This window comes from Streptomyces sp. 135 (genome assembly GCF_020026305.1).
Classification (GTDB): Bacteria; Actinomycetota; Actinomycetes; order Streptomycetales; family Streptomycetaceae; genus Streptomyces.
The window spans coordinates 7,360,570-7,384,624 of record NZ_CP075691.1 but is presented as its reverse complement, the minus strand read 5'-3'; the positions used below and the strand labels follow the sequence as shown (position 1 = coordinate 7,384,624).

Genomic DNA, 24,055 nt, shown 5'->3' with positions numbered 1-24,055 from the left:
TGGGCAAGCCGTGTCCGCGGTGACACTTCGAGGCCCCCTCGCGCACCACAGCGAGGAGTTCCTCTCAGGGGGTATGGCCATGCGCATCAACTACTCGGACCGCGGTCCTTCGCCGCTGGAACCGGAGAAGCCGGGAGCCGCGGGCGAGCGAGACTCGACCTTCGGCTGGTGGGGGGCCTTCAGCATCCAGAAGTTCGTCAACCAGTCGCCGCTCTTCCACACCCACGCCGACGCCACAGGCTGGCTGGCGTACCTCCAGCAGTTCTACGACCGCAACTTCTGGTTCGCCGACGGCGGCGCCCAGGTGTGGGCGTACGAGGAGACGTACGACAACTGGCAGGACCGGTACGGGATGGACGCCGTCTGCGCCGTCTACCACTCCGGTCACGGGGGCATGGACGGCGACGGCGTGTTCTTCGCGCCGCTCGGTGCCGCCTGGGACGGGCGCAGCGACGCCGTCTCGAACAGGATGGCGCTCGGCAACGAGAAGGCGAACTATGTCTTCTGGTCGACCTGTGACTCGCTGAAGGTCACCGGGGGCCATTCGCCGATCCGTACGTGGGCCGGGCCCAACATCGGTTTCCGGATGATCTTCGGGTTCGAGACCGTCAGCATCGACAGCCCGGACTACGGCAAGAAGTTCTGGGAGAAGTGGCGGGCCGGGCAGACGTACTGCGACGCCTGGCTGAACGCCAGCTGGGACATCCACCACGGGCAGGCGCCCTCGGTCGCCGCGGCCGGCGCCACCCAGGCCGAGGCCGTCAACCGCCTCGACACCGAGCGCAACTTCTACCGCGAGCACGTGCCGGACAACTGGTACGCGTGGCGCTGGTACAACGCCCGCGAAGGCATCAGGGAGCCGCTCACCCAACTGCCCGGACAGCGGCGGATCGTACGGCTGGCGCCCCGCGGCGCGGGCACCGAGCTGGCCCGGCTCGGGCAGCTGGCCGACTTCCCGTCGGCGGCGCTGCAAGAGGTGCAGGTCGAACAGCTCGGCGTGCTCAACGCCTCCTCCGGTGACCGCGTCGTCTCCACCGACCCGCACGGCATCCGCTGGGTCAGGCTCGCCGCGCCCAACCACCGCAACACCCAGCAGCTGGCCACCGACCGCGCGATCCAGGCGGCGCGGGCGTTCGCCGAGCGGTACGTGGAGGGCGCCGAACTGGTCGTCGACGGCGTGCACGACCTGATGCAGAACTCCGGGGCCAAGGACGGCTCCGAGACCGGGCGCCCGGTCTCCCTGGAGACGCACGTGACGTTCCGGCAGGTCTTCGACGGCGTACCCGTCATCACGCCGGACCGCGGCCTGATCCGCGTCGGTCTCGACAACGACGGCACGGTCGTCCAGTCGCAGATCGCGACCCGCGAGGCCACCGGCGTGACGCGCGAGCCGAGTACGGACGTCGCGCCGCCCGAGCCTGGAGCGGCAGGCCCGCGGCGGCGCCGGGAGCGCGACCCGCGCGAGGCGCTCGACGCGGCGCAGCGGACGCTGCTCGCCCACCTCGCGGCGGTCACCGCCGACGAGCCGGAGCGCCAGGGCGCCGCTTCGGCGCGGGACCTCCAGGTCCAGGACGTGCCGGGCACCTTCGAGGTCGGCTATGAACTGGAGGGCGACGAGGCCTACCCCGTTGCCCGCAAGCTGATCCAGATCGGGGCGCCGGACAGCATGTTCCGGACCCGGCGCTGGGTCGTGGCGCCGCTGGCGCGGTAGCCGGGACGGGCCGGACCGGCCCGGGTGCCGATCAGGCGTGAGAGGTGGCGGTCCGCTGCTTGCGGGCCGCCATCACCGCGTACACGAGCACGCCGACGAAGAGGAACAGCACGCCCTGGTAGACCGCCGCGTACCCGGACCCGGCGACCAGCCACATGGAGAACGCGAAGGCGATGCCCGCGAGGACCGCGTCCCGCACCAGGCGCCCCCGGTGGACGCGCTCGCGCTGCCCGGAGACGAGGAAGTAGATCTGGGCGACGGTGGCCAGGAGGTAGGGCACGGTCGCCGTGAACGTGGTGATCAGGACCAGGGACTCGAAGACGCCGCCGGAACCCGCCGCGTAGTTGTAGACGGTCAGCAGCGAGGCGAGGACGACGGTGACGAGGACGCCGACGGTCGGCACGCCCCGCTTCTTGCGACCGAACGCGCTCGGGAACAGGCCGTCCTTCGCGGCGGCGTACGGCGTCTGGGCGCTCAGCAGCGTCCAGCCGTTGAGGGCGCCGACCATCGAGACCAGCGCGGCGAGCGCGACGGCGGTGCCGCCCCAGGAGCCGCCGAACATGACGTTGACGGCGTCCGAGAAGGGCGCGGTGGAGCCCACCAGCTTGTCGTGCGCGACGGTCCCGAAGACGGCGAGCGTGCCGAGCAGATAGACGAGGGCCGCGCCGAGCGTGCCGAGGATGGTGGCCCGTCCGACGTTGCGGCGCGGGTCGCGGACCTCGCCCGCGCTGACGGCGGCCGACTCCACGCCGAGGTAGGAGAAGAGCAGGATGGCGGCGGACGCCGAGACGGCGCCGACCGCGCTGTCGTCGCTCGCCCGGAAGGGCCCGAGGTTGGCGCTGTCGAAGAAGAAGAGACCGCCGACCGCGACGAGCAGCAGCGGCAGGAACTTCAGTACGGTGGCGACGAGCTGGACCGCGCCGACGTACCGCGTGCCCGCGAGGTTCGCGAGGGCGGGCAGGAGTTGCAGGGTCAGGGCGGCCAGGCAGGCGGTCCACTTGTGTTCGCCGACGGGGATGAGCACGTCGAGGTAGCCCACGGCCGCGACGGCGAGGGCCGCGTTGGACACCCAGGTGGTGATCCAGGCGTACGAGCGCCAGGGCTATCGCCCCCGCGGTCAGCACGCCGAAGGCGACCAGGCTGATCGTGCCGAACGGGGCGACGGAGGCCGGGAGCAGGAAGATGCCGCCGCCGATGATGTTCCCCATCACGAGGCAGGTGGCGATCGGGAGCCCAAAGCGCCGGGCGTGCCTGCTCTGCCCTTCCTGCTCGGGGGCCGGAGCCGACTGCGGTGCGGTTCCGGTGTCGTGCATGGGGTCCTGCGCCTCTCGTCGTGCCAGGTGCCCGGGATCGCCGGGCGGAAGCCATGGTCGGGCACGGCGGGCGCCGCTCCAAATCAGCGCGTTTTGTCCTGCGGGGCATGGTCGACGACCGCAAGAGCTGCGCCCGTGGGGGCGCCGGACGGGGAATCATCCACCGGAACGGAAGCCTCCGCCGGGAGCGGAGCGGCGCCGGTCACCGGCATCAGGGGCTCCAGGGCCTCGCCGAGCCAGCGCCGCAGGACGCGGTGGACCTGTTCGGCGCCGACCAGCTCCTCGCCGTCCGCCACCGGCTCGGAGAGGACGAGCGGTGACAGGAGGAAGGGGCGGGACTGCGCGCCGCCGAGCCCGCCGTGCGAGCCGATCTGCTCCTCGAAGGCGAGGACTTCACCGTCCTGCGGGTCGTACCAGGAGTTGACCATGATGTCGGCGGTGTGCGGAAAGCCGTCGGTGCGCCGCACGGCCTCCAGGGCGCCCGGCCCGAAGTCGGCAAGCGGCCCGAGATCGGCCGGGTCCTCGTCCAGGTACACCTCGGCCCCGCGCGCGCCCAGCACCAGCGGGCCGCGCTCCGCACTGCGTACGAGGAGGAAGCCGACGCCCGGATGGTTGGCGAGGGTCGGCAGCAGCGCCGGGTGGCGGCGGTCGATCTCCTCGCGGGTCATGCGGTGCCGTACGTCGGGGAAGGAGACGAGCCCGAGGTTGCCGGAGGCGAGCACGATCGGCTCCGCGCGCCGGGCCGGGCGGTGCTCGTCGGCGCCCTCCTCGACCGGGCGGCGCAACGCGGCCCGCACCGCGGCACGGGCCTCGGCGCCGCTGTGCGTACGCTGCGCCCTGCGCGGCACGGGCAGTCCGCAGCCGGCCCGGACGAGGTCGGCGAGGGTCAGGCCGTAGCGGGCGCGGAAGGTCTCCCCCGGGCTCTGACCGTGGTCGGAGAGCAGCACGATGCGGTAGGCGCGCGGCGCGTGCTCGGCGACCTGGGCGAGCAGGGCGAGCGAGCGGTCCAGGCGCCTGAGGACCTTCTCCACGTCGCGGCCGGTGGGCCCCGAGTGGTGCGCCACCTCGTCGTACGCGACGAGGTCGGCGTAGACGGCGCTGCGCCCGGCGAGCATGTCCCCGATGACGGCGGCGACCACCACGTCCCGTTCCACGACGGTCGCGAAGGCGCGGATGAACGGATAGAGCCCGCCGCGGCTCACGCGCGGGCGGCGCCGCTCGACGCGGGCGCGGGTGGACTCGCCGATCTCGCGGAAGACCTCCGCCACGAAGGACAGGGCGGTGCGCACCGCGTTGGCGGGGTCGGAGAAGTAGGCGAAGTACCCGGCCCGCGACCGGTTCTCCTTGCCCCGCCTCGCGGCCACGGAGAGCACGAGGGCGAGCTGTCCGGCGCCGCCGCTGAAGAGGTTGCCGCGGCTGGCGCCGTCGACGGTGAGCAGACCGCTGTCGCCGGTGCGCCGCACGGCCCGGCGCTGGAGTTCGACGGCGGAGGCGGGGCGGTTGCTGACCATGACCTCGCCGGTGTCCTTCTCGTACCACCGGAAGGCGGGCACGTCGAAGTTGGAGCCGTGCAGGATGCCGAGCTGGCTGGCGCCGGTCTGGCTGGACCAGTCGGTGCGCCACGGGGTGAGCCGGTGGGTGGGGAGGCTGCCCGCGGGGCTCTGGCCCAGCCAGCGGGCGACGGTGGGCATCAGGCCCTTGGCGACGGCGGCGGTCAGGACGTCGTGGCCGACGCCGTCGAGCTGGATGAAGACCGTGCCGGGGGCGATGGGGCCCGGCTGCCCCGGGGTGCCGCGCCGCCGGCGGCGGTCGGCGAGGCGGTAGAGCCGGCGCCGGTAGGCGTCGTCGTCCCGGACGGCGAGGGCGCCGCCCGCGGCCGAGGCGACGGCCGACATGACCGCGGCGACGACCACGGCGGTCTCCGCGCCAGCTTCGCCGCGGCCCTCGGGGATGAGGCTCAGGGCGAGCAGCAGCAGCGAGCCGTTGAGGAAGAAGGCGAGCAGGCCGAGCACCAGGGCGGGTACGAGCAGCAGGGCGCGGACCAGCAGCGGCCACACCAGCGCGGAGAGCAGACCGAAGGCGCCCGCGCCCCAGGCGGCGGTGACCGCGATCCGGGTGGCGCTGTCGCCGTCGTCGGACTGGAGCTTGAAGTCCGGCAGGATCCCGGCGAGTACGAGCATCGTCAGCGTGCTGACGGCCCATACGGCGACCACCCGCCACAGAGCACTGCCGGCCCTGCGCCATCGCCCTCTCCCCACGCCTCACCCCTTCGCTTTTCACCCGGAACCGGACACCAGCGTGTCACAGGCCCCTGTCCCGGGGCCCACGCCCCCGTCCCTACCCCGTCCCGCGACGCCGACCACGCCGCGGCGCCGGGCGCGCGGAAGGGAAGGGTGCCGTGAAGGGGTCGCGAGGGGGTGCGGAGCGGCGCGCTCAGCGGCCGTCGTAACCCGCGGTGGGCATGGACAGGCGGCGGTGCACCCGCGCCTTCATCCGTGAGTCGTACGCGGGCTCCGCGAACCCGGCCGTCTCCACCCGCACCCCGCGCCGCGCGCACTCCGCGGTGAACTCCTCAGGGCACCGCAGCGCCCGCTCGAGGACCCGGTGGCTCGGTACGACGAAGAGGTCCACGAGGCCCGCCTCGACGTCGCCCCACAGCACCACGTGGTCGGCGCGCAGCTCTCGTACGACGAGTTCCCGCGTGACGACGTAGCCGTGGTCGGCCGCCCACCGCGCGCACATCGCGTGCTGGCTGCGCGAGTCGACCAGGAAGGGGTCGGCGTCGAGCTCCTCCAGGGGCGTCAGGCTGGCGATCGACGCCACCCGCACCACGGCGGTGTCCATGCCCACGACCTCTCCCATGGCGTCCCCCTCACCTCGGTCCTGGCCGCCGACCCTACTCCTGGCCGTACGCTCGGAGACAGTCGCCATAAGGAGGAACCGGGTGCCCGTCGAGGTCACATGGTGGGGTCACGCCACTTGCACGGTCGAGGACTCGGGCGTCCGCGTACTCACCGACCCCCTCTTCGCCCGCCGGCTCGCGCATCTGCGGCGCCGCAGGGGTGCGTTGCCGCCGCCCGGCGCCGCCGTCGCCGACGTCGTGCTGATCTCGCATCTGCACGCCGATCACCTGCACGTCCCCTCGCTCGCCCGGCTCGCCCCCGGCACCCGCGCCCTGGTCCCGCGCGGCACGGCGCGCTCAGTGCCCGGTCTCGCCCGCAGGCTGCCCCAGCTGCGGTTCACCGAGGTCGCGCCGGGTGACGAGATCCCGGTCGGCGACGTCGTCGTGCGGGCGGTGCCGGCGCTGCACGACGGGCGACGGCTCCCGGTCGGCCCGCGGCTCTCCCCGGCCCTCGGCTATGTGATCAGCGGCGAGGCGCGCACCTACTTCGCGGGCGACACCGGGCTCTTCGACTCGATGGCCGCGGAGGTCGGGGACGTGGACGTGGCGCTGCTGCCGGTCGGCGGCTGGGGCCCCTACCTGGGGCACGGGCATCTGGACGCGGGGCGCGCCGCCGAGGCGCTCGCCCGGATCGCGCCGAGCAGCGCGATCCCGGTGCACTACGGCACGTACTGGCCGATCGGCATGGACGCGGTGCGCCCGCACGAATTCCACGCGCCCGGCCTGGAGTTCGTGCGCCAGGCGGCCCGTCTCGCACCCGCGGTGGCCGTGCACCGGCTCCTGCACGGCGAGAGCGTGCGGCCGAAGGCGGCCCGGTGAACCTCGCCGCGGCGGCCCAGGTGGCGCCCGCGAGCACCCAGCAGGCGGTCGCCTATCCGTCGCTGTTCCTGCTGGTGGTGATCGGCGCGCTGGTGCCGGTGGTGCCGACGGGCGCGCTGGTCAGTTCGGCGGCGGTCGTGGCCCTGCACCAGGAGACGCCGTCGCTCTCGCTGCCCGTCGTCTTCGGCGTCGCGGCGCTCGCGGCGTTCCTCGGCGACATCGCCCTGTACTGGCTGGGGCAGCGCGGAATGCGGTCGAAGAACGGTTCGCGCTGGCTCCAGGCGATCCGTGACCGGGCGCCCGAGGAGCGGCTCGCGCAGGCGCAGGCCAAGCTGGAGGACCACGGGGTGATGGTCCTCGTGCTGTCCCGGCTGGTCCCCGCCGGGCGGATCCCGGTGATGCTGGCGTGCCTGATGGCGAAGATGCCGGTGCGGCGGTTCGCGCGCGGGGACGTGCCCGCGTGCCTCGCGTGGGCGGTGACGTACCAGTTGATCGGCATCCTCGGCGGCTCGCTGTTCAAGGAGCCGTGGGAGGGCGTCGTGCTCGCGGTCGCGCTGACGGTGCTGATCAGCGCGGCGCCGACCGTGTGGCGCAAGGTCCGGCGGGCCCCGGCGTAGCCGCAGGACGTCGGAGCCGGGGCCGTCGCCTACGCGCCCGCGTGCAGGTGGCCCGCCCAGAGGGACGGCGTCGCCGGGTAGCGGTCGCGGATCGCCCGGATGGTGTGGTGCAGGGCCGTGGCGGACCGGGCAGGGGTGAGCGTGCCGCCGGGCGGGTCGGGGGTCAGGTGGGTGTAGAAGGACTCGGCGATGTCGGCGGCCAGGCGGTCGCTGACCGGCCACAGTGTCCCGATGACGTGGGGGAAGCCCGCGAGCTGGAACGCGCTGGTGAGATGGATGGCCTCGTCCAGCAGATCGAAGCTGCCGGGGTCCGCGGTGCTACAGGCAGAGAGGTAGGCCAGCTGTGCGTGGGTGAGGTCCATCCGGGCCAGTGCGGCGACGGTCAGCGGGGTGGTGGCGTGGTCGTTCAGGAGCAGGCGGCTCTGGGCGGGGTCGGTGTGGTCGCTCTCGGCATGGCAGGCGAAGTGGGCCACGGCGTACTGCGGAAGGCAGGCGAGGACGGTGTCCGTGGTCGGGGTTCCGCGGCTCGGCGGGGGCGGGGCGCCGTCGGCGGTGGGGCCGGGTGCCGTGAGGTGGACCGGGCGGGGCAGCAGGGGGTGGATCCGGCGGGCTTCCTCGGCGGCGTGCGCCAAGGGGCTGAGGCCGGGCGTGTTCGGCATGGCGATGATCAGGGACCGGGGCTCGTCGGCGGGCGACGGCAGGAGGCGGCTCCTGCGGGCGTGGCGCAGGGCTCGGACGGTGGGCGTGTAGGAGGAGATCACCCGGTCCAGGACCGTGCGGCGCCGTGCCGCGTCGCCCTGGTCGGTGTGGAAGCCCGCCGCGTGCAGGGGCAGCAGTCCCAGCAGACCGCCCGGCGCCCACCACACCCGCGGCAGCTCCCCGGGCCGAGCCCTCGCGGCCATGTCCGACGTCGCCGCCAGGGCCGAGAGGACCGGCTCCGCGGCCGCCTCCCAGAGCCATTCCAGTACGCCGCGCAGGGACCGCTGCGCGGCGATCCGGTCGCCGTCGGGCGCTGTCACCTCGCCCAATGCCTGGTGGAAGGTCTCCAGTTGGGTGTAGAGGGCCTTCTCCGTGAGGAGGGGCAGGGGGCAGGAGGTGATGCCCTCGCCGGTGAGGAGCAGCGCGTCGCTGCGGTAGCGGCTGATGTTGTACGTCACCACAGGGCCGTGGGCGGCTTCGCTCAGGAGGGCGTCGAGGGTCGGGGGCAGGCCGAAGCCGGTGAAGCCTTCGAGGGTCCGGATGCGGTCCATCAGCTCTTCCAACTCGGCCGCCAGGCGGTGCCGTTCGTGGCCCGCGCCCGCGGCCGCCTCCTCGGCCGCGGTCTGCTCCCGGTCCAGCAGGTCACGCAAGACGACGAAGCGCGAGGCCAGTTCGGGATGCCGGACGTGCAACTCGGACAGGTCGTCCCGGGTGTCCAGCGCCTGGGACAGGAGCACGGCCCGGCCCGCCTCCACCAGGCGCAGCGCCCGCGCGGCCCGTTGTGACGCGGTGCCGCCGGGGGCGGTCAGGGCCAGGGCCGCCGCGTCGGCGGCGAGATCGACGGCGTCGGTGCCGAGGGCGTGCTGCTGGTCGCCTCGCCGCAGGCGGCGCGGTGCCACCTGCGGCAGCGTCAGTACGGCCCGCTCCAGGAACGCGGCCGCCCGGCCGGGGTCCGAGGACGCGGCCAGGCGCGCCGCCCCCCGCGCCGCACGGATGCGTATCCACGGTGGAGCGGCGGCCGACTCGGCAGCGCCTTCCCAGACGGACCGCTCCTCCGCCGAGTCGGCCGCCGCTCCGGTGCGCTCGAACCGCAGTCGCAGGGCGCTCGCGAGGTTCATCAGGGCGCCGGCACGTTGGGGGTGGTCGGCGGGCATCACCCGGCGGGCCGCGCGGCCCGCCTCCACCGCTTCGTCCAGGTCACGCGGGTCCCCGCCGCGCTCGAACCTCGTCCGCAGGGCGATACAGAGGCTGACCAGGTGCATGGTCCGGGGGTGGCCGTCAGGAGTGAGCCTGCCGGCGGCGCGACTCGCCTCCACCGCCTCATCCAGGTCCCCGAGGGCTCCGCCGCGCTCGAACCGCAGCTGCGAGGCGACCGCGAACTCGGCCAGGTACGCCGCGCGTTGAGGGTGGCCGTCGGGGACGATCCGCAGGACGGCGCGCCCCGCCTCCACGGCCTCGTGCACGTCCCCCGGGTCCCCGGTGCGCTCGAACCGCATCCGCAGGCAGGCGCCGAGGCCCGCCAGGCGTGCCGCGCGTTCTGGGTGCCGGTCGGGGGTGGCCCGGACGGCGGCGCGGCCCGCCTCCACGGCCTCGTCCACGTCCGCGAGCATCCCGGTGCCCTGGAAGCGGAACCTCAGGGCGGAACTGAGACCGGTCAGGCTCACGGCCTGGTCGGGGTGTCCGTCGGGCGCCGCCCGGACGGCGGCGCGGCCCGCCTCCACCGCTTCGTCCACGTCCGCGAGCATCCCGGTGCGGTTGAAGCGGTCCAGCAGGACGAGGCAGAGGTTGGACAGGAAGCCCGCACTCCGCGGACCGGTCCGGACGGCGGCGCGGCTCGCCTCCACGGCCTCGTGCACATCCGTGAGCGTCCCGGTGCGCTGGAACCGGGACTGCAGGGCGACGGCGAGGTTGGTCAGGAACAGGCCCCGGCGAGGGTCGTCCGCGCGTGCGGCCGAGGCGGCGGCGCGGCTCGCCTCCACCGCCTCGTCGATGTCGCCCGGCTCGCCGGCCCGTTGGAACCGCGCCCGCAGGGCCGCACCGAGGTTGGTCAGGTACCGGGCCCGCTCGGAGTCGTCCTCGCCGCCGCCCCGGGCGGCGGCGCGGCCGGTGGCCACCGCTTCGTCCATGTCCCGCAGGTCACCGGTGCGCTTGGAGCGGTTCAGCAGCGCGGCGCAGAGGTTGGACAGGTAGCCCGCGCGCTGCGGCCGGCCGTCAGGGGTGGCCCGGACGGCGGCACGGCCCGCCCGCACCGCCTCGTCCGCGTCCGTCAGGTCCCCGCCACGCGCGAACCGTGTGTCCAGGGCGGCGCAGAGGAGGGAAAGGGTGTGCGCGTGGCGCGGATGGCCTTCGGGCAGCCTGCGCTCGATACGTCGTGCCAGGTCCACGGTGGTGTCCAGGAGTGCCGGATCGGTGGTGGTGAACGAGCGGGTGAGCAGGTCCATCAGGTCGGGGACCGCCCGCTCGGCGACGGCCGGGCGCAGGGACTCCGGTACGGTTTCCTCCGCCACGACGAAGCACTGCCCGAAGAGGCGGACCGCCTCTTTCCACTCCCGTTCGGCCCGCGCCCGCGGGAGTGCCTGGGAGCGCAGGTAATGCAGCCAGGCCAAGGCGTGCGCGGCTTCCAGGTCGCCCTCGGCGGCGAACGCCGCCAGATCGCGCGCGGCGGTCAGCGCGGCCGGATCCAGGGCGTGGGACAGGTCCCGCCTGTCGCCCGCCCGTTCCACGCCGCTCATGACCGCTGCCAGCAGCCTTTCGCGCTGTCCCATCAGTTCCCCCTGTCGTTGACGGCTCGTCAACCGGCAAGGCTAGATCGGCTGTTGCCGCGGACGGGTGGCTTCGGACAGCATGGCCGCGTCAGTACGGACAGGGGGCTCGGAAGTGGCGGAACAGCACAGCGGTGTCGACACGAGGGTGCGGGAGGCGATCGCCCACGTCTGCGGGCGTTTGGAGCGCATCCGCGCGGACCTGGAGACGTACGCGACCGAGGGCGCCGCCCCGTTGGAGCGCCTCCTCGCCGACCTGCGCGCCGGAGAGGACCCCGCCCCCGCGCTGGACGCCCTGCACGAGGCGCTGCTCGCGGCGGGCGACGCCGTGGGGGTGCACGGCGGCGCCGTCCGGGGCATGACCCCGCTCGGGGTCGACCCCGCCCTGCCCGGCGAGCGGGTGCTGCTCTGCCCGACGCGCCAGTGCTCCCGGCACGCCTGGCCCGACGGCTCCGACGCGCCGCGCTGCCGCGTCAGCGGCCGACCCCTGCGCGGGGAACGGCTGTAGCGCGGTGAACGGATTCCTCGGCGCACTGGGGCAGAAGCTCGCCGAGCGCTGGCTCACGTTGCTGGTGCTGCCCGGGGCGCTCCTGCTCGCCACGGCCACCGTCGCCGCTTCCCTCGGCCACGCCCATGCCCTGGACCACCAGCGCCTCGTCGACCGGATCGGCCGGTGGGCCCAGTCCCCCGTCGCCTCCGGTACCGGCGGGCAGGTCGTGCTGCTCGGCGCGGTTCTCGCCGCGGCCGGGGCGGCGGGGCTGGCCGCCCAGGGGCTGGGTTCGGTGCTCCGGCGCGCCGTCCTTGCCGCCGGGTGGCGGGCCTGGCCGCGGCCGTTCCGGCAGTGGGCGTACGGACGTGTCATACGCCGCCGGGCGCGCTGGGAGGACGCCGCGCTGCGCTACCGGCGGCAGCTGGACGCCGACGCCCGGTCCCTGGCGCTGCGGGGCGAGCGGGCCGACCCCGCGCCGCGTCACGCCGCGCACCAGGCCATGCGGCGCGTCGGCGCGGAGGAACCGGACCGGCCGACGTGGAGCGGCGATCGTGTCCACGCCGTCGCCGTCCGCCTGGAGCGCGACCACCACCTGGACCTGCCGGTGCTCTGGCCGCACCTGTGGCTCATGCTGCCCGAGACCACCCGCGCGGAGATCACCGCCGCCGAGCAGTCGCTCACGCGTGCGTCCACGCTGGGCGGCTGGGGGGTGTTGTACGCGCCGCTGGCGGTGTGGTGGTGGCCCGCGGCGCCGGTCGCGGGCGTGCTCGCGCTGACCGCGAGGTCCCGGCTCCGCGGTGCGGTCGAGGCCTACGCCCAGTTGCTGGAGGCCGCCGTCCGACTGCACGCCGTCGAGCTTGCCGGTCAGCTGGGCATCGAGCACGGCGGCCCGTTGGACCAGGCCCTGGGGGACGCGCTCACCCGGCAGCTGCGGAGCTTCGATCCAGCACCCGCGAGGCTCCCACCGGCAGGTCCCACAGGTCCTCGCGGGGGCGCCCCGTCCGCTCCCAGGCGGCCCGCACCCGGGTGAGCGGTTCGAGGACCGGCTCGGCGGAGAGCAGGAACGTGCCCCAGTGCATGGGGGCCATCCGCCGCGCGCCCAGGTCGATCGCCGCCCGGACGGCCTCCTCGGGGTCGCAGTGGACGTCGCTGAGCCACCAGCGCGGGTCGTACGCCCCGATGGGCAGCAGCGCGAGGTCGATGCCGGGGTAGCGGTCGCCGATCCGCTCGAACCAGTGGCCGTAGCCGGTGTCGCCCGCGAAGTAGACGCGCTGCCCCTGGCCGTCCGTCATGACCCAGCCGCCCCACAGCGTGCGGCAAGTGTCGAGCAGGCTCCGCTTGGACCAGTGGTGGGCGGGCACGAAGTCGAAGCGCACGCCGTCCACTTCCGCGCCCTCCCACCAGTCGAGCTCGGTGACGCGGCTGAAGCGGCGGCGGGTGAACCAGCGGCCGAGCCCGGCGGGGACGAGAACGGGCGTGTCCCTCGGGAGCCTGCGCAGGGTCGGGGCGTCCAGGTGGTCGTAGTGGTTGTGGCTGATGACGACCGCGTCGACGCGGGGCAGCGCGCTCCAGGCGACGCCCACGGGGGTGACGCGGGCCGGCGTGCCGAGGATCTTGCGGGACCAGACGGGGTCCGTGAGGACTGTGAGGCCACCGATGCGTACGACCCAACTGGCGTGCCCGGCCCAGGTGACGGCGACGGTGCGGTGGTCGACGCGGGGCAGCGGGCCCGGTTCGTACGGCAGCCGCCGGATGTCGGCGAGGCCTTCGGGCCCGGGCCGCAGGGCGCCCTCGCGGGCGAACCGGGCGAACGCGCGCAGTCCGGGCAGCGGCGCGGTCAGCCGGTCGGCGAACGACCGCGGCCACCGGCGCGCGCCGCCGGGCGGGCGTGGCGGGACGAGCGGGCCGGGGCCTTGGCCGGGGCCCTGCCGTGTCCTCGCCTGCCGTGTCGTCGTCTGCTGCTCCGCCTGCTGGGTCACCGAGGATGCTCCATTCGCTGTGCTTCCGCGCGGAGATCGTCGAAGGCCGATCCGAACGTGTTCAACGCTCGTTGTACGTGCGGCGATTCCAGGGGATCCGGCGCGCCGAGGGACGCCAGGCGCTCCTCGGGGGTCGCGCCGAGGAGCGGGCCCGTGGAGAGGCGTACCCGCAGGGCGTCGATGTCGTCGCCGAAGCGGTGGCCGCCGGGTGTGGGCATGCCGAGCCGTTCGCCGAGGAAGTCCTCCAGGTCCTGTGCGTCGCCGACGCCGCGCGCGGCGAGCGCGGACCGCAGGGGGCCGAGGTCGGCGTAGAGGTGGCGGCCCGCGGGGGCCGGGCCAGGGCGCCCGCGGCGAGCACGGCGTGCCGCGCGGCCTCGGCCACGCGCGCGTGCAGGCGCACGGCGGCGGTCAGCCGCTCGGTGACGTCGTCCGGTTCGTCGAGCGCGTACGTCGCCGCGGCGGCGGCCGGGCGGCGAGGGTCGCGCCGAGCGCGGTGAGCACGTCGAGGGTGCGGGCGCGCAGGACGGCGCCCAGCGGGGTGTCGGGGAAGCGGGCGACGGCGGCGGGCAGCGCCGTGGGCAGAAAGGGCCCGGCGAGGTCGCAGACGACGGTGACGCGCTCGTGGTCCATCTCGGCGGGGCCGACCAGGACGGTGTCGTGGGGGCGGTGCAGGGTGTCGCGCCAGGTCTCGTCACTGACGACGTGCAGGCCCTCGTCGGCGGCGGCTTCGACGGCCTCGTGCAGCACTTCCGGGGGCGGCACGGTGGCGGTCGGGTCGTCGGCGACGCTCAGCACGAGCAGCCGGGGCCTGCCTCCTTCCGCGCGCACGCGGCGGACGGTCTCCAGGAGGGCGTACGGGTCCGGGACGCCGCCGCACTCGGCGGGCGTCGGCACGTGGTAGACGCCGTGGCCGAGCAGCCGTGCCTGGGGCGCCCACCAGGCGGGGCAGGGGCGGGGCAGCAGGACGTCGCCGCCGAGGGCGGCGGTGAGGGCGAGCAGGAGGGCGGGGCGCCGGGGCGGCGGCGACGTGGTCGCGCTCCACGGGCAGTCCGCGCTCCAGTAGCCGCTCGCGGCGTCCAGGAGGGCGGGGCCGCCGCCGGGAGGTTCGCCGTGCGGGCGGGCGGCGGCCGAGGCGGCGGCGGACGCTTACCGGGCAGGACCGGGAGGCCCAGCTCCGGCACAGGCGGGCCGTACCGCACCGGGCCGCGGCCCTCGGTGTCCGTCCGCCTCATGCGTACCTCCGTGCACTCGCGTGAGTGTCTCCTGCCCCGTCGAACGGGTGTGTACCCGGGGCATGGCCGTACCCGCCCATCACAGCGCGCTCCCTCACCCGGCGCCCGCGCTGGGCCCCGGCCGGGTGAGCGTCCCCGGCGCGGTGCGGTGCGGTGCGAACGACCGGACGCGATCCGGCCCGTACACGCCGTACACGCGGACAGGGGCGGCGCGGACCCACGGGCGGCGCTCATTCCAGCCCCTGCCTCCGTCCGGCCGGGGACGAGGGCCGGGCTCGCGGAAGGGGCCCGGCCCCGGTCGGTGGCGACCGGGGCCGGGCCCCTGGACGGTGGGCTCAGCGAGCCAAGGAGACCAGTTCGCGTTCCAGGCCGCGTCCCTTCGTCTCGACCAGCGCCGCCGCGACGTCGGCCAGTTTCCGGTTCGTCGTCTGGGAGACCCGCCGCAGCACCGAGAACGCGGCGTCCGCCTCGCAGCCAAGGACGTGCATGACGATCCCGCACGCCTGGTCCACGACGGGTCGTGTGCGCAGGGCCGTGCCCATCTGGTCGAGCTCGGTCAGGGCGGCGCGGTAGTGCCGGTCGCGCACGAAGCTCGCCGTGGCGAGGTCGCCGAGGGCCTGGGCGGGGCCGTGCCGCGCGTCGTCGAGCGCGCCGGGGCGGAAGCTGAACAGGGTCAGGGTGACCGTGAGCCCCGCGCGCTGGAAGGGCAGCGTGACGCTGGAACGTACGCCCGAGTCGAGGGCCAGCGCGCGGTACGCGGGCCAGCGCTCGTCCCGCAGCAGGTCCTCGGAGTCGACCGGCGCACCCCCCTGCTCGGCGGCGGGGATGGGGCCCTCGCCCGTGCGCAGCTGCACCGAGACGAGCCCGGCCAGGTCGGGGTGGGTGACGGCGACGGGGTATTCGTCGCCGCCGTCGGTGACGGTGGTGCTCGCGCCGCAGCACCCGTGGGTGCAGCGCACGGCTTGTTCGGAGAGTTCGGAGAGCCTGCGTCCGGGCAGTGCGGTCTCCGGTCGGAGCAGGTCCGGGTCCGGCAATGGCGCCATGGGGAGTTCCTCCTCTCTTTCCGGCTTCCCTCACGGTCCTCCGGAAAACAGCCGCACCGGCTAGGTTCGACGCATGTCGCAGACGGAGGAGTTCGGTGAAGACCTCGCGGATTTCGTGCGCCGCGTCGCGGAGTTGAAGTCGGCGCGGTCCCTTCCGCCGGACGACCTCGGCACGGTGCTCGACGCGGCGATCTTCGAACTGGACCATGTGGCCGAGCACTTGTGGCCCACGTACGAGCGTCTGAGCGCCGACGGGCTGCCGGGCGCCGGCGCGCCGGACCGGGACGAGCAGCGGCTGCTGCGGACCATCTTCCAGCGGATGCCGCTGCCGGTGGCGCTGATCGACCGCGAGACCGTGGTGCGGCGCATGAACGGCGCGGGGACGGCGCTGACCGGTGTCCGCGCGGGCTTCGCCGCGGGCCGGCCGCTGACCGGGCTCCTGGTGCACGCGGACCGGGTGGCGTTCCGCTCGCAGACCGCCGCCGTCGCCCGCGGCGAGGGCGACCGCAGCCTCGTCGTCCACCTCCAGCGGAGCCCGGGCACACCGGTCCGCGCGACGCTCACGGCGCTGCGGCCCGGCACCGAGCCGCGCACGGCGGTCCTCGTCGTGCTCCAGCCCTCGGTGACCCGCGCCCAACAGCAGCCGAGCGCGCCACGGCCCGTCCCCGACCTCGGCGAGGCGACCCGGCACGCGGCCCAGCTCGACCTGGCGGACGCGATGACGACGGCGCTGCTCACGGCGCCCGCCGGGGACCGTGCGGCGATATTCGAGCGGGCGGCGGCGGTGCTGCACGAGCGGTTCGCCGACTGGGTGATAGCGGACGACGGCGCGGCGCGGCCGCGGCGAAGAATTGTGCTCGGGCCGCCGGACGCGCCGGTCGCCGACGTCCACGCGCAGGACCCCGCCGCGTGCCCCCTCGTCGTCGAGGCGGCACGCGGCGGGGCCGCGTCGCTCCAGGTGCGCCCGGCGGACCCGGACGCCTTCGGCCGGGACGCGAGTGGCGCGCACGTCCTGGTCCGCGCCGAGGTCACGTCCCTGTTGTGCGTGCCGCTCGCCGCCCGCGCCGACGGGCCCGTGGAGGGGGTCCTCACGCTGTTCCGGTGCGGTGCGCGGCTCGCCTTCTCGATGGCCGAGGCGCGCGCGGTCGACGTGCTGTCCCGGCACCTGGCCCTGGCCCTGCGGCGCGAGGGCGGCACCGGGCGGGCCGGGCGTTAGGCGGCGTCACGCATCACCTGGTCGCGCAGGCGGTCGCAGCAGCGGCTGATGAGCCGTGAGACGTGCATCTGGGAGATGCCCATCTCGTCGGCGATGCGGCTCTGCGTCATGTCGCCGAAGAAGCGCATGTAGAGGATGGTCCGTTCACGCTCGGGCAGTTGCGCGAGGCGCGGCTTGACGGCCTCGCGGTCGACGATGATGTCGAGCGCCGGGTCGGGGCCGCCGAGGGCGTCGCTGAGCGAGTAGCCGTCCTCGCTGCCGGGGAGTTCGGCGTCCAGGGAGAGCGCGGTGAAGCTGTCGAGCGCTTCGAGGCCCGCCTTGGCCTCCTCCTCGCTCATCTGCGCGTGCTCGGCGATCTCGGCGGTGGTGGGGACGCGCCCGGAGACCTGGGAGAGGTCCTGGCGGGCGAAGCGCACCCGGTTGCGCAGGTCCTGGACGCGGCGCGGCACGTGCAGGGTCCACATGTGGTCGCGGAAGTGCCGCTTGATCTCACCGGTGACGGTCGGTACGGCGTAGCTCTCGAAGGCCGTGCCGCGCCGCGGGTCGTAGCGGTCGACGGCCTTGACCAGGCCGAGGGCCGCGACCTGGCGCAGGTCGTCCAGGGACTCGCCGCGGTTGCGGAAGCGGCCCGCGAGGCGCTGTGCCATGGGCAGCCAGGCCTCGACGATCTCCTGGCGCAGGGCGTCCCGTTCGGGTCCCTCCTCCAGCTCGACCAGGCGCTCGAAGGCGGCGGTGGTGTCCGGTGCGTCATCGTGCGTGTGACGCTTGCTCTTGGCGGGTACCGGGGTGCTCGGGTGGGATCGCATGGTGCGTCGCAACTCCCTATGGGGGGGTGCCTGGGGATGGACAGTCACCGTGGGAGTGCGCGCGGACGTTCGAACCAGAACGGGGCACACCCGGGGCGCGATGCGACCGCTCCCACGGACGTGCCTCCGGTCCGAAGCACTGTTCCTTCGCCTGCCCCGCGTGTGCTGGGCCAAACGCCCCCTTCTCCGCCGTAGGTTTCCCTCCGGGCCCCGCCGGACACCCGGAGGGGTGACCCTCGATCCCGATCACCGCGGAAGGCCACGTCATGAGCGTCAAGGTCGCCGACCACATTCTGGAGAGGCTGCGTGCCTGGGGCGTCGAGCAGGTCTTCGGCTATCCGGGCGACGGCATCAACGGCCTCCTCGCCGCGTGGGGCAGGGCGCAGGACCAGCCGCGGTTCGTGCAGGCGCGGCACGAGGAGATGGCGGCGTTCGAAGCGGTGGGGTACGCCAAGTTCGGCAAGCGCCTCGGCGTGTGCGTGGCGACGTCGGGGCCGGGCGCCGTTCATCTGCTCAACGGCCTGTACGACGCGAAGCTCGACCATGTGCCGGTGCTCGCCATCGTCGGGCAGACGCACCGCAGCGCGATGGGCGGCTCGTACCAGCAGGAGGTCGATCTGCACACCCTGTTCAAGGATGTGGCGTCCGACTTCGTGGAGACGGTGACGGTGCCCGAGCAGCTGCCGAACGTCATCGACCGGGCGATCCGTACCGCGTACGCACGCCGCTGCCCGACCGCGGTGATCATCCCCGGTGACGTGCAGGAGCTGGACTACTCCCCGCCCTCCCACGAGTTCAAGATGGTCCCCTCCAGCCTGGACCGCAGCGGCTGGACGGCGCTGCCCTCGCCGACGGCCCTGGAGCGGGCGGCGGAGGTTCTCAACGCCGGCGACAAGGCGGCGATCCTGATCGGCCAGGGCGCCGCGGGCGCGCGCGCCGAGGTCGAGGAAATCGCGGAGCTGCTCGGCGCGGGCGTCGCGAAGGCGCTGCTCGGCAAGGACGCGCTGAGCGATGAACTCCCCTATGTCACCGGTTCGATCGGCCTCCTTGGCACCCGGCCCTCGTACGAGATGATGCGCGACTGCGACACGCTCCTGACGATCGGGTCGAGCTTCCCCTACGCGCAGTTCCTGCCGGAGTTCGGCTCGGCGCGGGGCGTGCAGATCGACATCGACCCGCACATGGTCGGCATGCGTTATCCCTACGAGGTGAATCTCGTGGGTGACGCGCGGGCGACGCTGCGCGAGCTGATCCCGCTGATCGACAAGGACCGCCGGTCGGTCAGCCGTGAGTGGCAGGCGGAGATCTGCGCGAACGTCAGGCGCTGGCACGAGGTGATGCGGCGCAGGGCCGAGCAGTCCGCTGACCCGGTCAACCCGGAGTACGTGGCGCACGCCCTGGATCCGCTGCTGCCCGACAACGCGCTCATCACGTCCGACTCCGGCTCGGTGGCGAACTGGTACGCGCGCCATCTGACGATGCGCGGTGACATGCGCGCCTCGCTCTCCGGGACGCTGGCCACGATGGGGTGCGGTGTGCCGTACGCCATCGGGGCGAAGTTCGCGCACCCCAACCGTCCCGTCATCGCCCTGGTCGGGGACGGCGCGATGCAGATGAACGGCATGGCGGAGCTGATCACGGCCGCCAAGTACCGGCACCGCTGGGATGATCCGCGGCTGGTCGTCGCCGTCTGGAACAACCAGGACCTGAACCAGGTCACGTGGGAGCTGCGGGCCATGGGCGGCGCCCCGTCCTTCCTGCCGTCGCAGTCGCTGCCCGATGTGCCGTACGCCGACTTCGCCCGCTCCATCGGCCTCACGGGCATCCGGGTGGAGCGGCCCGAGGACGTGGAGGGCGCGTGGCGGGCCGCCCTGGCCGCGGAGGGCCCCGCGGTCCTGGACTTCCGCACCGACCCGGCGGTGCCGCCCATCCCGCCGCACGCGACGTGGGAGCAGATGGAGGCGACGGCGGAGTCGCTCGTCAAGGGCGACGCGGACCGGGCCTCGGTGCTGAAGCAGGGCCTGAAGACGAAGATGCAGGAGTTCCTGCCGGGGGTGGGCGAGCGGCGCGGGCGCGAAGACGACTAGCACCGAGGTGACGACCGGCAGCGAGGTATGGCCCCGCCCGACAGGGGTACTGCGGGTGGGGTCCCCCGACGGAAGACGGACCTCCGCCGACGAACGAACCTCAGGTGAACGCACGCAGCACGCATCCAGGAAAGGCTCTGCCATGGCCGATTACGTAAGGGACGTCATGACCCCGGGGGTCGTGGCGGTGCGCCCCGATGCCTCTCTCGTCGAAGCCGCGCAGCTCATGCGCGCCCAGGACATCGGGGACGTGCTGGTCGCCGCCGACGGGCAGGTGGTCGGCGTGCTCACCGACCGGGACATCGCGTTGCGCGCCGTGGCCGACGGGGCCGATCCGCTGACGGTCAGCGCGGAGGCCGTCTGCACGCCCAACCCCGTGGTGGTGGCCCCTGACGACCCGGTGTCGGACGCGGTGGGGCTGATGCGGGACCACGCGGTCCGCAGGCTGCCCGTCGTCGAGGACGGGCACCCGGTGGGGATGGTCAGCCTCGGCGATCTGGCGCTCTCCCAGGACCCGTCGTCCGCGCTGGCGGACATCAGCCGCGCCGACCCGGACAACTGGCCGGGGATCCACCAGGCCTGACCGGGCGCGGCCCGGCTCAGGTCGAGCCGGCGAGGCGGAGCGGCGCGCCACCGCCACGCGCGCCCTTGGGGGCCCTGTGGTCCTCCTGGGTCCACCAGGCGGCGTCGCCGTCCTCGATGTAGCGCAGCAGGATTCCCTCGCGCAGGGCCCAGGGGCAGACGGTCAGCTCTTCGAGGCCGGTCAGCTTCATCGCCGTGTGCGCGACCACCGCGCCCGCCAGGCACTGGCCGGCCCGCGCGGCCGAGATCCCCGGCAGCTGCGCCCGGTGCTCGGCGGGCAGCCGCGCGAGTTCCTGGAGCGCGACGCCCAGTTCACGGCGGCCCAGCTCCCGCTGGACGAACGGGCCGTAGCGCCCCGGCGCGGCGCCGCACAGGCGGGCCAGCTGCTGGAACGTGCGCGAGGTGGCGACCGCCGTGTGCGGCATCTCCCAGCGGATCCGCGCGGCCACGTCCCGCAGCTGGTGGCGCACCTGGCGGCGTACGGCCTTGATGTCCCGGGGGCGCGGCGGGTCCTGGACGTCGAAGTACTCCCGGGTGAGCCGACCGGCGCCCAGCGGCAGCGAGGCCGCGTAGTCGGGCAGCCTGCTGCGGCCGAAGGCCACCTCGAACGTGCCGCCGCCGATGTCGAAGAGCACCAGCGGACCCGCCCGCCACCCCATCCAGCGGCGGGCGGCGAGGAACGTCAGCTCCGCCTCGGCCTCACCGGAGAGCGTACGCAGCCGCAGTCCCGTCCCGGCCTCCACGGCGTCGAGCACCTCGGCCCGGTTCGGCGCGTCGCGCACGATGGACGTGGCGAAGGCGAACGGCTCCGTCACTCCCCAGCGGTGCGCTTCCTCCTGGACGTCGCGCACCGCGTCCGTGAGCCTGTGGACGGGCTCTTCGCCGAGCCGCCCGTCCCGGTCCACGTCCTGGGCGAGCCGCAGCCGCCGCTTCACCGTGTGGACCGGCAGCGGCACCTGCCCGTCGGCATCAGCGACCACGAGCCGCACCGTGTTCGACCCCACGTCCACCACGCCCACTCTCATGAAGGGTGGGGTACCCGGGTACGCGCGAAAAGAATCAGCCGCCGACCGCGGCCGCGCCGGGGGCCGGCGTCACGTCCTGGGCGCCGAGCGGCACGCCGTCGTGGAGCGAGCGCCACGGGTGCTGCCCGGCGGCGGCGACTGGTCGGACAACCGCGGCCACGTCTGTCGGACGGGCCTTCACACCCTGCGCCCGACCATGCTCAGCAGTCGTGTCTGGGCGTCGGCGCCCGGCGGGGGTTCCACCGGTGGGTCGAAGAGGCCGCTCTTCTCCAGTTCCTGCGCGTACGGCGAGATCTCCCCCAAGGAGAAGTCGACCAGGGCATCGGGCAGCGTCTCGTCGGCGCCGATCGCCCGGGACAGGTCCCAGGCGTGCACCACGAGGTCCGTGGTCATCTGACCGCAGTAGAACGTGGCGGGGGTCTCGCCGAAGGAGAGGTGGACGGCGCGGTCCAGGGCGCCCGGTTCGCGGAACGCGGCGCGGGACGCGGCGGCCGCGGTGTCCCAGGAGGCGACCGGGTCGGGGCCGAGCATGTCACCGTCGAAGGAGTCGCCGACGGAGTCGACGGTCGCGCCGTCGCGGAGCAAGGGCGGCACCCACAGCTGCTCGGCGGTGAGGTGGTTGACCAGGTCGCGCACGGTCCAGTCGGTGCACGGGGTGGGCGCGTCCCACTGGTCGGGGCGCACGGCGCGCACCCGCTCGGTGAAGAGGTCGAGTGCCTCGCCGTGCCGGACCAGCACGGGTGGCCGGGCGGCTGTCATGAGTCCGTTCCTCCCCTCTCCCTCGCCCCTGAGCGGGTCCGCCCCGGGGCGATGGACCGGCGCGGATGCCGGCGCAGGTACTCGGTCTCCAGCTCGGCCATCCGTTCGTCATGGGTTTGCAGGGCGTCGTCCGAGCCGTGCAGGAAGGTGGTGTGCCGGGTCCGGTGGATCGCCTCCAGCTCCTTGACGAGCTGCTGGTCGTCCAGCTGACCCGGGTCGACTCCGTTGCTCATGGATCGCTCCTTGTCGCGTCGCTCCGGTGCCCCCCGGGTACCCTCTCGGCGCGTACTACCCCAGGATGCACCGCGCCCGGCGCGGGCGCGCGCGGCGCGTGGGCCGCCTAGCGGGCGCGCTCCACCCTGCGCTCGTCCCAGACCGGCTCGGGCGTCTCGCGGACCCGGCCGTCGCTGCCGAAGACCAGGTAGCGGTCGAAGGAGCGGGCGAACCAGCGGTCGTGGGTGACGGCGAGGACCGTGCCCTGGAAGGCTTCGAGGCCCTCCTGGAGAGCCTCCGCGGACTCCAGGTCGAGGTTGTCGGTCGGCTCGTCGAGGAGCAGGGCCGTGCAGCCCTCCAGCTCCAGGAGGAGGATCTGGAAGCGGGCCTGCTGGCCTCCGGAGAGGCGCTCGAACTTCTGCTCGGCCTGACCGGTCAGCTCGTAGCGCCGTAGCCGGGACATGGCGGCGCCGCGGGCCTGCGCGTGCTCGCGCCACAGGATGTCGAGGAGGGTGCGGCCGGCCAGCTCGGGGTGGGCGTGGGTCTGCGCGAAGTGGCCCGGCACGACGCGCGCGCCGAGCTTCCAGTGGCCGGTGTGCGGGACCGGGTTGTCGGTGTCGCCCGCGAGCAGGCGCAGGAAGTGCGACTTGCCGGAGCCGTTCGAGCCGAGGACGGCGACCCGCTCGCCGTAGAAGACCTCCAGGTCGAAGGGTTTCATCAGGCCGGTGAGCTCAAGGTTCTCGCAGGTCACGGCCCGTACGCCGGTACGTCCGCCCTGGAGGCGCATCGTGATGTCCTGCTCGCGCGGCGGCTCGGGCGGCGGTCCGGCCTCCTCGAACTTGCGGAGCCTGGTCTGCGCCGCGTGGTAGCGCGAGGCCATCTCGTGGCTGACGTCGGCGGCCTGGCGCAGGGTGCGCACCAGCTTCTTCAGCTGCTCGTGCTTCTCGTCCCAGCGGCGGCGCAGCTCCTCGAAGCGGGCGAAGCGCTGCTTGCGGGCCTCGTGGAACGTCTCGAAGCCGCCGCCGTGCACCCACGCGTCGGCGCCCTCGGGGCTCGGCTCCACGCTGATGATCTTCTGGGCGGCGCGGGCGAGCAGCTCCCGGTCGTGGGAGACGAAGAGCACGGTCTTGCGGGTCTCCCGCAGCCGCTCCTCCAGCCAGCGCTTGCCGGGCACGTCGAGGTAGTTGTCCGGCTCGTCCAGGAGCAGGACCTCGTCGGAGCCGCGCAGCAGCGCCTCCAGGACGAGGCGTTTCTGTTCGCCGCCGGAGAGGGTGCGGACCTCGCGGAACTGGGCCTTGTCGTAGGGGATGCCGAGGGCGGCCGTGGTGCAGATGTCCCACAGCGTCTCGGCCTCGTAGCCCTGCGCCTCCGCCCAGTCGGAGAGCGCCTGGGCGTAGCTCATCTGGGCGGCCTCGTCGTCGACCGTCATGATCGCGTGCTCGGCCGCGTCCACCGCCTTCGCGGCTTCCCGTATCCGCGGGTGGGAGACCGAGACCAGCAGGTCACGCACGGTGCTCTCGTCCCGCACGGAACCCACGAACTGCGGCATCACGCCGAGCCCGCCGCTCACGGTGACACTGCCGCCGTGCGGCTGCAGCTCGCCGGAGACCAGCCGCAGAAGGGTCGTCTTGCCCGCGCCGTTGGCCCCGACCAGGGCGACGACGGCGCCCTCGCCGACCCGGAAGGAGACATCACCGAGCAGCGCCCGCCCGTCCGGCAAGTAGTACTCCAGGTGCGCGGCTTCCAGATGTCCCATGGGCCGGATTGTCCGTGCCGGGCACCCGCGAGGGCAAACCGGTT

Annotated in this window: 19 protein-coding genes and 2 pseudogenes; 8 read left to right on the top strand and 13 right to left on the bottom strand. The window is 74.2% G+C overall.

What is annotated here, in order from left to right; genetic code table 11:
* The first annotated feature begins 79 nt into the window (after positions 1 to 79).
* Positions 80 to 1,711, top strand: coding sequence for a DUF6345 domain-containing protein (locus KKZ08_RS33140; protein ID WP_223777936.1), 1,632 nt, complete (start codon positions 80 to 82; stop codon positions 1,709 to 1,711).
* A gap of 31 nt (positions 1,712 to 1,742) precedes the next feature.
* Here KKZ08_RS33140 and KKZ08_RS33135 read toward each other — a convergent pair.
* The 3 genes and pseudogenes from KKZ08_RS33135 to KKZ08_RS33125 form a co-directional block, all read right to left on the bottom strand.
* A pseudogene (locus KKZ08_RS33135) lies at positions 1,743 to 3,024 on the bottom strand (amino acid permease).
* A gap of 83 nt (positions 3,025 to 3,107) precedes the next feature.
* On the bottom strand, positions 3,108 to 5,282 hold the full coding sequence (locus KKZ08_RS33130; protein WP_223777935.1) for a phage holin family protein: 2,175 nt from the start codon (positions 5,280 to 5,282) through the stop codon (positions 3,108 to 3,110).
* A gap of 175 nt (positions 5,283 to 5,457) precedes the next feature.
* Positions 5,458 to 5,886, bottom strand: a complete 429-nt coding sequence (locus KKZ08_RS33125) for a hypothetical protein (protein WP_223777934.1) — start codon at positions 5,884 to 5,886, stop codon at positions 5,458 to 5,460.
* A gap of 82 nt (positions 5,887 to 5,968) precedes the next feature.
* Between KKZ08_RS33125 and KKZ08_RS33120 the strand changes: the two genes are divergently transcribed.
* Together KKZ08_RS33120 and KKZ08_RS33115 are read left to right on the top strand one after the other, a co-directional pair.
* Positions 5,969 to 6,745, top strand: a complete 777-nt coding sequence (locus KKZ08_RS33120) for an MBL fold metallo-hydrolase (RefSeq protein WP_223777933.1) — start codon at positions 5,969 to 5,971, stop codon at positions 6,743 to 6,745.
* Complete coding sequence (locus tag KKZ08_RS33115; RefSeq protein ID WP_223777932.1) at positions 6,742 to 7,362, top strand: DedA family protein; 621 nt, start codon at positions 6,742 to 6,744, stop codon at positions 7,360 to 7,362. Before KKZ08_RS33120 ends, KKZ08_RS33115 begins: the two co-directional genes overlap by 4 nt.
* A gap of 29 nt (positions 7,363 to 7,391) precedes the next feature.
* Here KKZ08_RS33115 and KKZ08_RS33110 read toward each other — a convergent pair whose 3' ends face one another.
* A complete protein-coding gene (locus tag KKZ08_RS33110; RefSeq protein ID WP_223777931.1) occupies positions 7,392 to 10,826 on the bottom strand; it encodes a CHAT domain-containing protein in 3,435 nt (1,144 codons plus the stop codon).
* 112 nt (positions 10,827 to 10,938) lie between these two features.
* Between KKZ08_RS33110 and KKZ08_RS33105 the strand changes: the two genes are divergently transcribed.
* Positions 10,939 to 11,331 carry a hypothetical protein gene (locus KKZ08_RS33105; protein WP_223777930.1) on the top strand — a complete coding sequence of 131 codons (393 nt, stop codon included), beginning with the start codon at positions 10,939 to 10,941 and terminating at the stop codon, positions 11,329 to 11,331.
* Between the two features lie 4 nt (positions 11,332 to 11,335).
* The gene (locus KKZ08_RS33100) at positions 11,336 to 12,343 is read left to right on the top strand and encodes a hypothetical protein (RefSeq protein ID WP_223777929.1); all 1,008 of its coding nucleotides are present in this window, start codon (positions 11,336 to 11,338) and stop codon (positions 12,341 to 12,343) included.
* Here KKZ08_RS33100 and KKZ08_RS33095 read toward each other — a convergent pair.
* The 3 genes and pseudogenes from KKZ08_RS33095 to KKZ08_RS33085 all read right to left on the bottom strand — a co-directional run bounded on the left by KKZ08_RS33095 (position 12,231) and on the right by KKZ08_RS33085 (position 15,567).
* Positions 12,231 to 13,292, bottom strand: a complete 1,062-nt coding sequence (locus KKZ08_RS33095) for an MBL fold metallo-hydrolase (protein ID WP_223777928.1) — start codon at positions 13,290 to 13,292, stop codon at positions 12,231 to 12,233. The two genes, KKZ08_RS33100 and KKZ08_RS33095, sit on opposite strands and share 113 nt — an antisense overlap.
* Positions 13,289 to 14,524 (bottom strand): annotated as a pseudogene (locus tag KKZ08_RS33090) (aminotransferase class I/II-fold pyridoxal phosphate-dependent enzyme). The gene KKZ08_RS33095 and the pseudogene KKZ08_RS33090 overlap by 4 nt, the downstream one beginning before the upstream one ends.
* Before the next feature lie 335 nt (positions 14,525 to 14,859).
* Positions 14,860 to 15,567 (bottom strand): GAF and ANTAR domain-containing protein, encoded by a 708-nt coding sequence (locus KKZ08_RS33085; RefSeq protein ID WP_223777927.1) that lies wholly within the window; start codon positions 15,565 to 15,567, stop codon positions 14,860 to 14,862.
* 73 nt (positions 15,568 to 15,640) lie between these two features.
* On the opposite strand from KKZ08_RS33085, the gene KKZ08_RS33080 reads away from it, so the two are divergent.
* Positions 15,641 to 16,783, top strand: coding sequence for a PAS domain-containing protein (locus KKZ08_RS33080; protein ID WP_223777926.1), 1,143 nt, complete (start codon positions 15,641 to 15,643; stop codon positions 16,781 to 16,783).
* On the opposite strand, the gene KKZ08_RS33075 is transcribed toward KKZ08_RS33080, so the two are convergent.
* Positions 16,780 to 17,589, bottom strand: coding sequence for an RNA polymerase sigma factor SigF (locus tag KKZ08_RS33075; RefSeq protein ID WP_223777925.1), 810 nt, complete (start codon positions 17,587 to 17,589; stop codon positions 16,780 to 16,782). The genes KKZ08_RS33080 and KKZ08_RS33075 overlap by 4 nt on opposite strands.
* A gap of 266 nt (positions 17,590 to 17,855) precedes the next feature.
* Here KKZ08_RS33075 and KKZ08_RS33070 point away from each other — a divergent pair, with 266 nt between their 5' ends.
* The gene (locus KKZ08_RS33070) at positions 17,856 to 19,676 is read left to right on the top strand and encodes a thiamine pyrophosphate-requiring protein (RefSeq protein WP_223777924.1); all 1,821 of its coding nucleotides are present in this window, start codon (positions 17,856 to 17,858) and stop codon (positions 19,674 to 19,676) included.
* A gap of 142 nt (positions 19,677 to 19,818) precedes the next feature.
* Positions 19,819 to 20,259: a CBS domain-containing protein gene (locus tag KKZ08_RS33065; RefSeq protein ID WP_223777923.1), complete on the top strand. Its 441-nt coding sequence runs from the start codon at positions 19,819 to 19,821 to the stop codon at positions 20,257 to 20,259.
* Positions 20,260 to 20,275: 16 nt separating this feature from the next.
* On the opposite strand, the gene KKZ08_RS33060 is transcribed toward KKZ08_RS33065, so the two are convergent.
* The 5 genes from KKZ08_RS33060 to KKZ08_RS33045 all read right to left on the bottom strand — a co-directional run bounded on the left by KKZ08_RS33060 (position 20,276) and on the right by KKZ08_RS33045 (position 24,011).
* Positions 20,276 to 21,283 carry a Ppx/GppA family phosphatase gene (locus KKZ08_RS33060; RefSeq protein ID WP_223777922.1) on the bottom strand — a complete coding sequence of 336 codons (1,008 nt, stop codon included), beginning with the start codon at positions 21,281 to 21,283 and terminating at the stop codon, positions 20,276 to 20,278.
* A gap of 34 nt (positions 21,284 to 21,317) precedes the next feature.
* Positions 21,318 to 21,443: a hypothetical protein gene (locus tag KKZ08_RS38765; RefSeq protein ID WP_263303374.1), complete on the bottom strand. Its 126-nt coding sequence runs from the start codon at positions 21,441 to 21,443 to the stop codon at positions 21,318 to 21,320.
* 17 nt (positions 21,444 to 21,460) lie between these two features.
* Positions 21,461 to 22,042, bottom strand: coding sequence for a TIGR03086 family metal-binding protein (locus KKZ08_RS33055; protein ID WP_223777921.1), 582 nt, complete (start codon positions 22,040 to 22,042; stop codon positions 21,461 to 21,463).
* A complete protein-coding gene (locus tag KKZ08_RS33050) occupies positions 22,039 to 22,275 on the bottom strand; it encodes a DUF6158 family protein (RefSeq protein WP_223777920.1) in 237 nt (78 codons plus the stop codon). The genes KKZ08_RS33055 and KKZ08_RS33050 overlap by 4 nt, the downstream gene beginning before the upstream one ends.
* A 107-nt stretch (positions 22,276 to 22,382) precedes the next feature.
* Positions 22,383 to 24,011, bottom strand: coding sequence for an ATP-binding cassette domain-containing protein (locus tag KKZ08_RS33045; protein ID WP_223777919.1), 1,629 nt, complete (start codon positions 24,009 to 24,011; stop codon positions 22,383 to 22,385).
* Positions 24,012 to 24,055: the final 44 nt, after the last annotated feature.

What these genes read in the sequence shown, in the direction of transcription:
- KKZ08_RS33140 (WP_223777936.1), top strand. Translation starts at nt 80, where the DNA reads ATGCGCATCAACTACTCGGACCGCGGTCCTTCGCCGCTGGAACCGGAG.
- KKZ08_RS33125 (WP_223777934.1), bottom strand. Translation starts at nt 5,886, where the DNA reads ATGGGAGAGGTCGTGGGCATGGACACCGCCGTGGTGCGGGTGGCGTCG.
- KKZ08_RS33110 (WP_223777931.1), bottom strand. Translation starts at nt 10,826, where the DNA reads ATGGGACAGCGCGAAAGGCTGCTGGCAGCGGTCATGAGCGGCGTGGAA.
- KKZ08_RS33085 (WP_223777927.1), bottom strand. Translation starts at nt 15,567, where the DNA reads ATGGCGCCATTGCCGGACCCGGACCTGCTCCGACCGGAGACCGCACTG.
- KKZ08_RS33080 (WP_223777926.1), top strand. Translation starts at nt 15,641, where the DNA reads ATGTCGCAGACGGAGGAGTTCGGTGAAGACCTCGCGGATTTCGTGCGC.
- KKZ08_RS33075 (WP_223777925.1), bottom strand. Translation starts at nt 17,589, where the DNA reads ATGCGATCCCACCCGAGCACCCCGGTACCCGCCAAGAGCAAGCGTCAC.
- KKZ08_RS33070 (WP_223777924.1), top strand. Translation starts at nt 17,856, where the DNA reads ATGAGCGTCAAGGTCGCCGACCACATTCTGGAGAGGCTGCGTGCCTGG.
- KKZ08_RS33065 (WP_223777923.1), top strand. Translation starts at nt 19,819, where the DNA reads ATGGCCGATTACGTAAGGGACGTCATGACCCCGGGGGTCGTGGCGGTG.
- KKZ08_RS33060 (WP_223777922.1), bottom strand. Translation starts at nt 21,283, where the DNA reads ATGAGAGTGGGCGTGGTGGACGTGGGGTCGAACACGGTGCGGCTCGTG.
- KKZ08_RS33055 (WP_223777921.1), bottom strand. Translation starts at nt 22,042, where the DNA reads ATGACAGCCGCCCGGCCACCCGTGCTGGTCCGGCACGGCGAGGCACTC.
- KKZ08_RS33050 (WP_223777920.1), bottom strand. Translation starts at nt 22,275, where the DNA reads ATGAGCAACGGAGTCGACCCGGGTCAGCTGGACGACCAGCAGCTCGTC.
- KKZ08_RS33045 (WP_223777919.1), bottom strand. Translation starts at nt 24,011, where the DNA reads ATGGGACATCTGGAAGCCGCGCACCTGGAGTACTACTTGCCGGACGGG.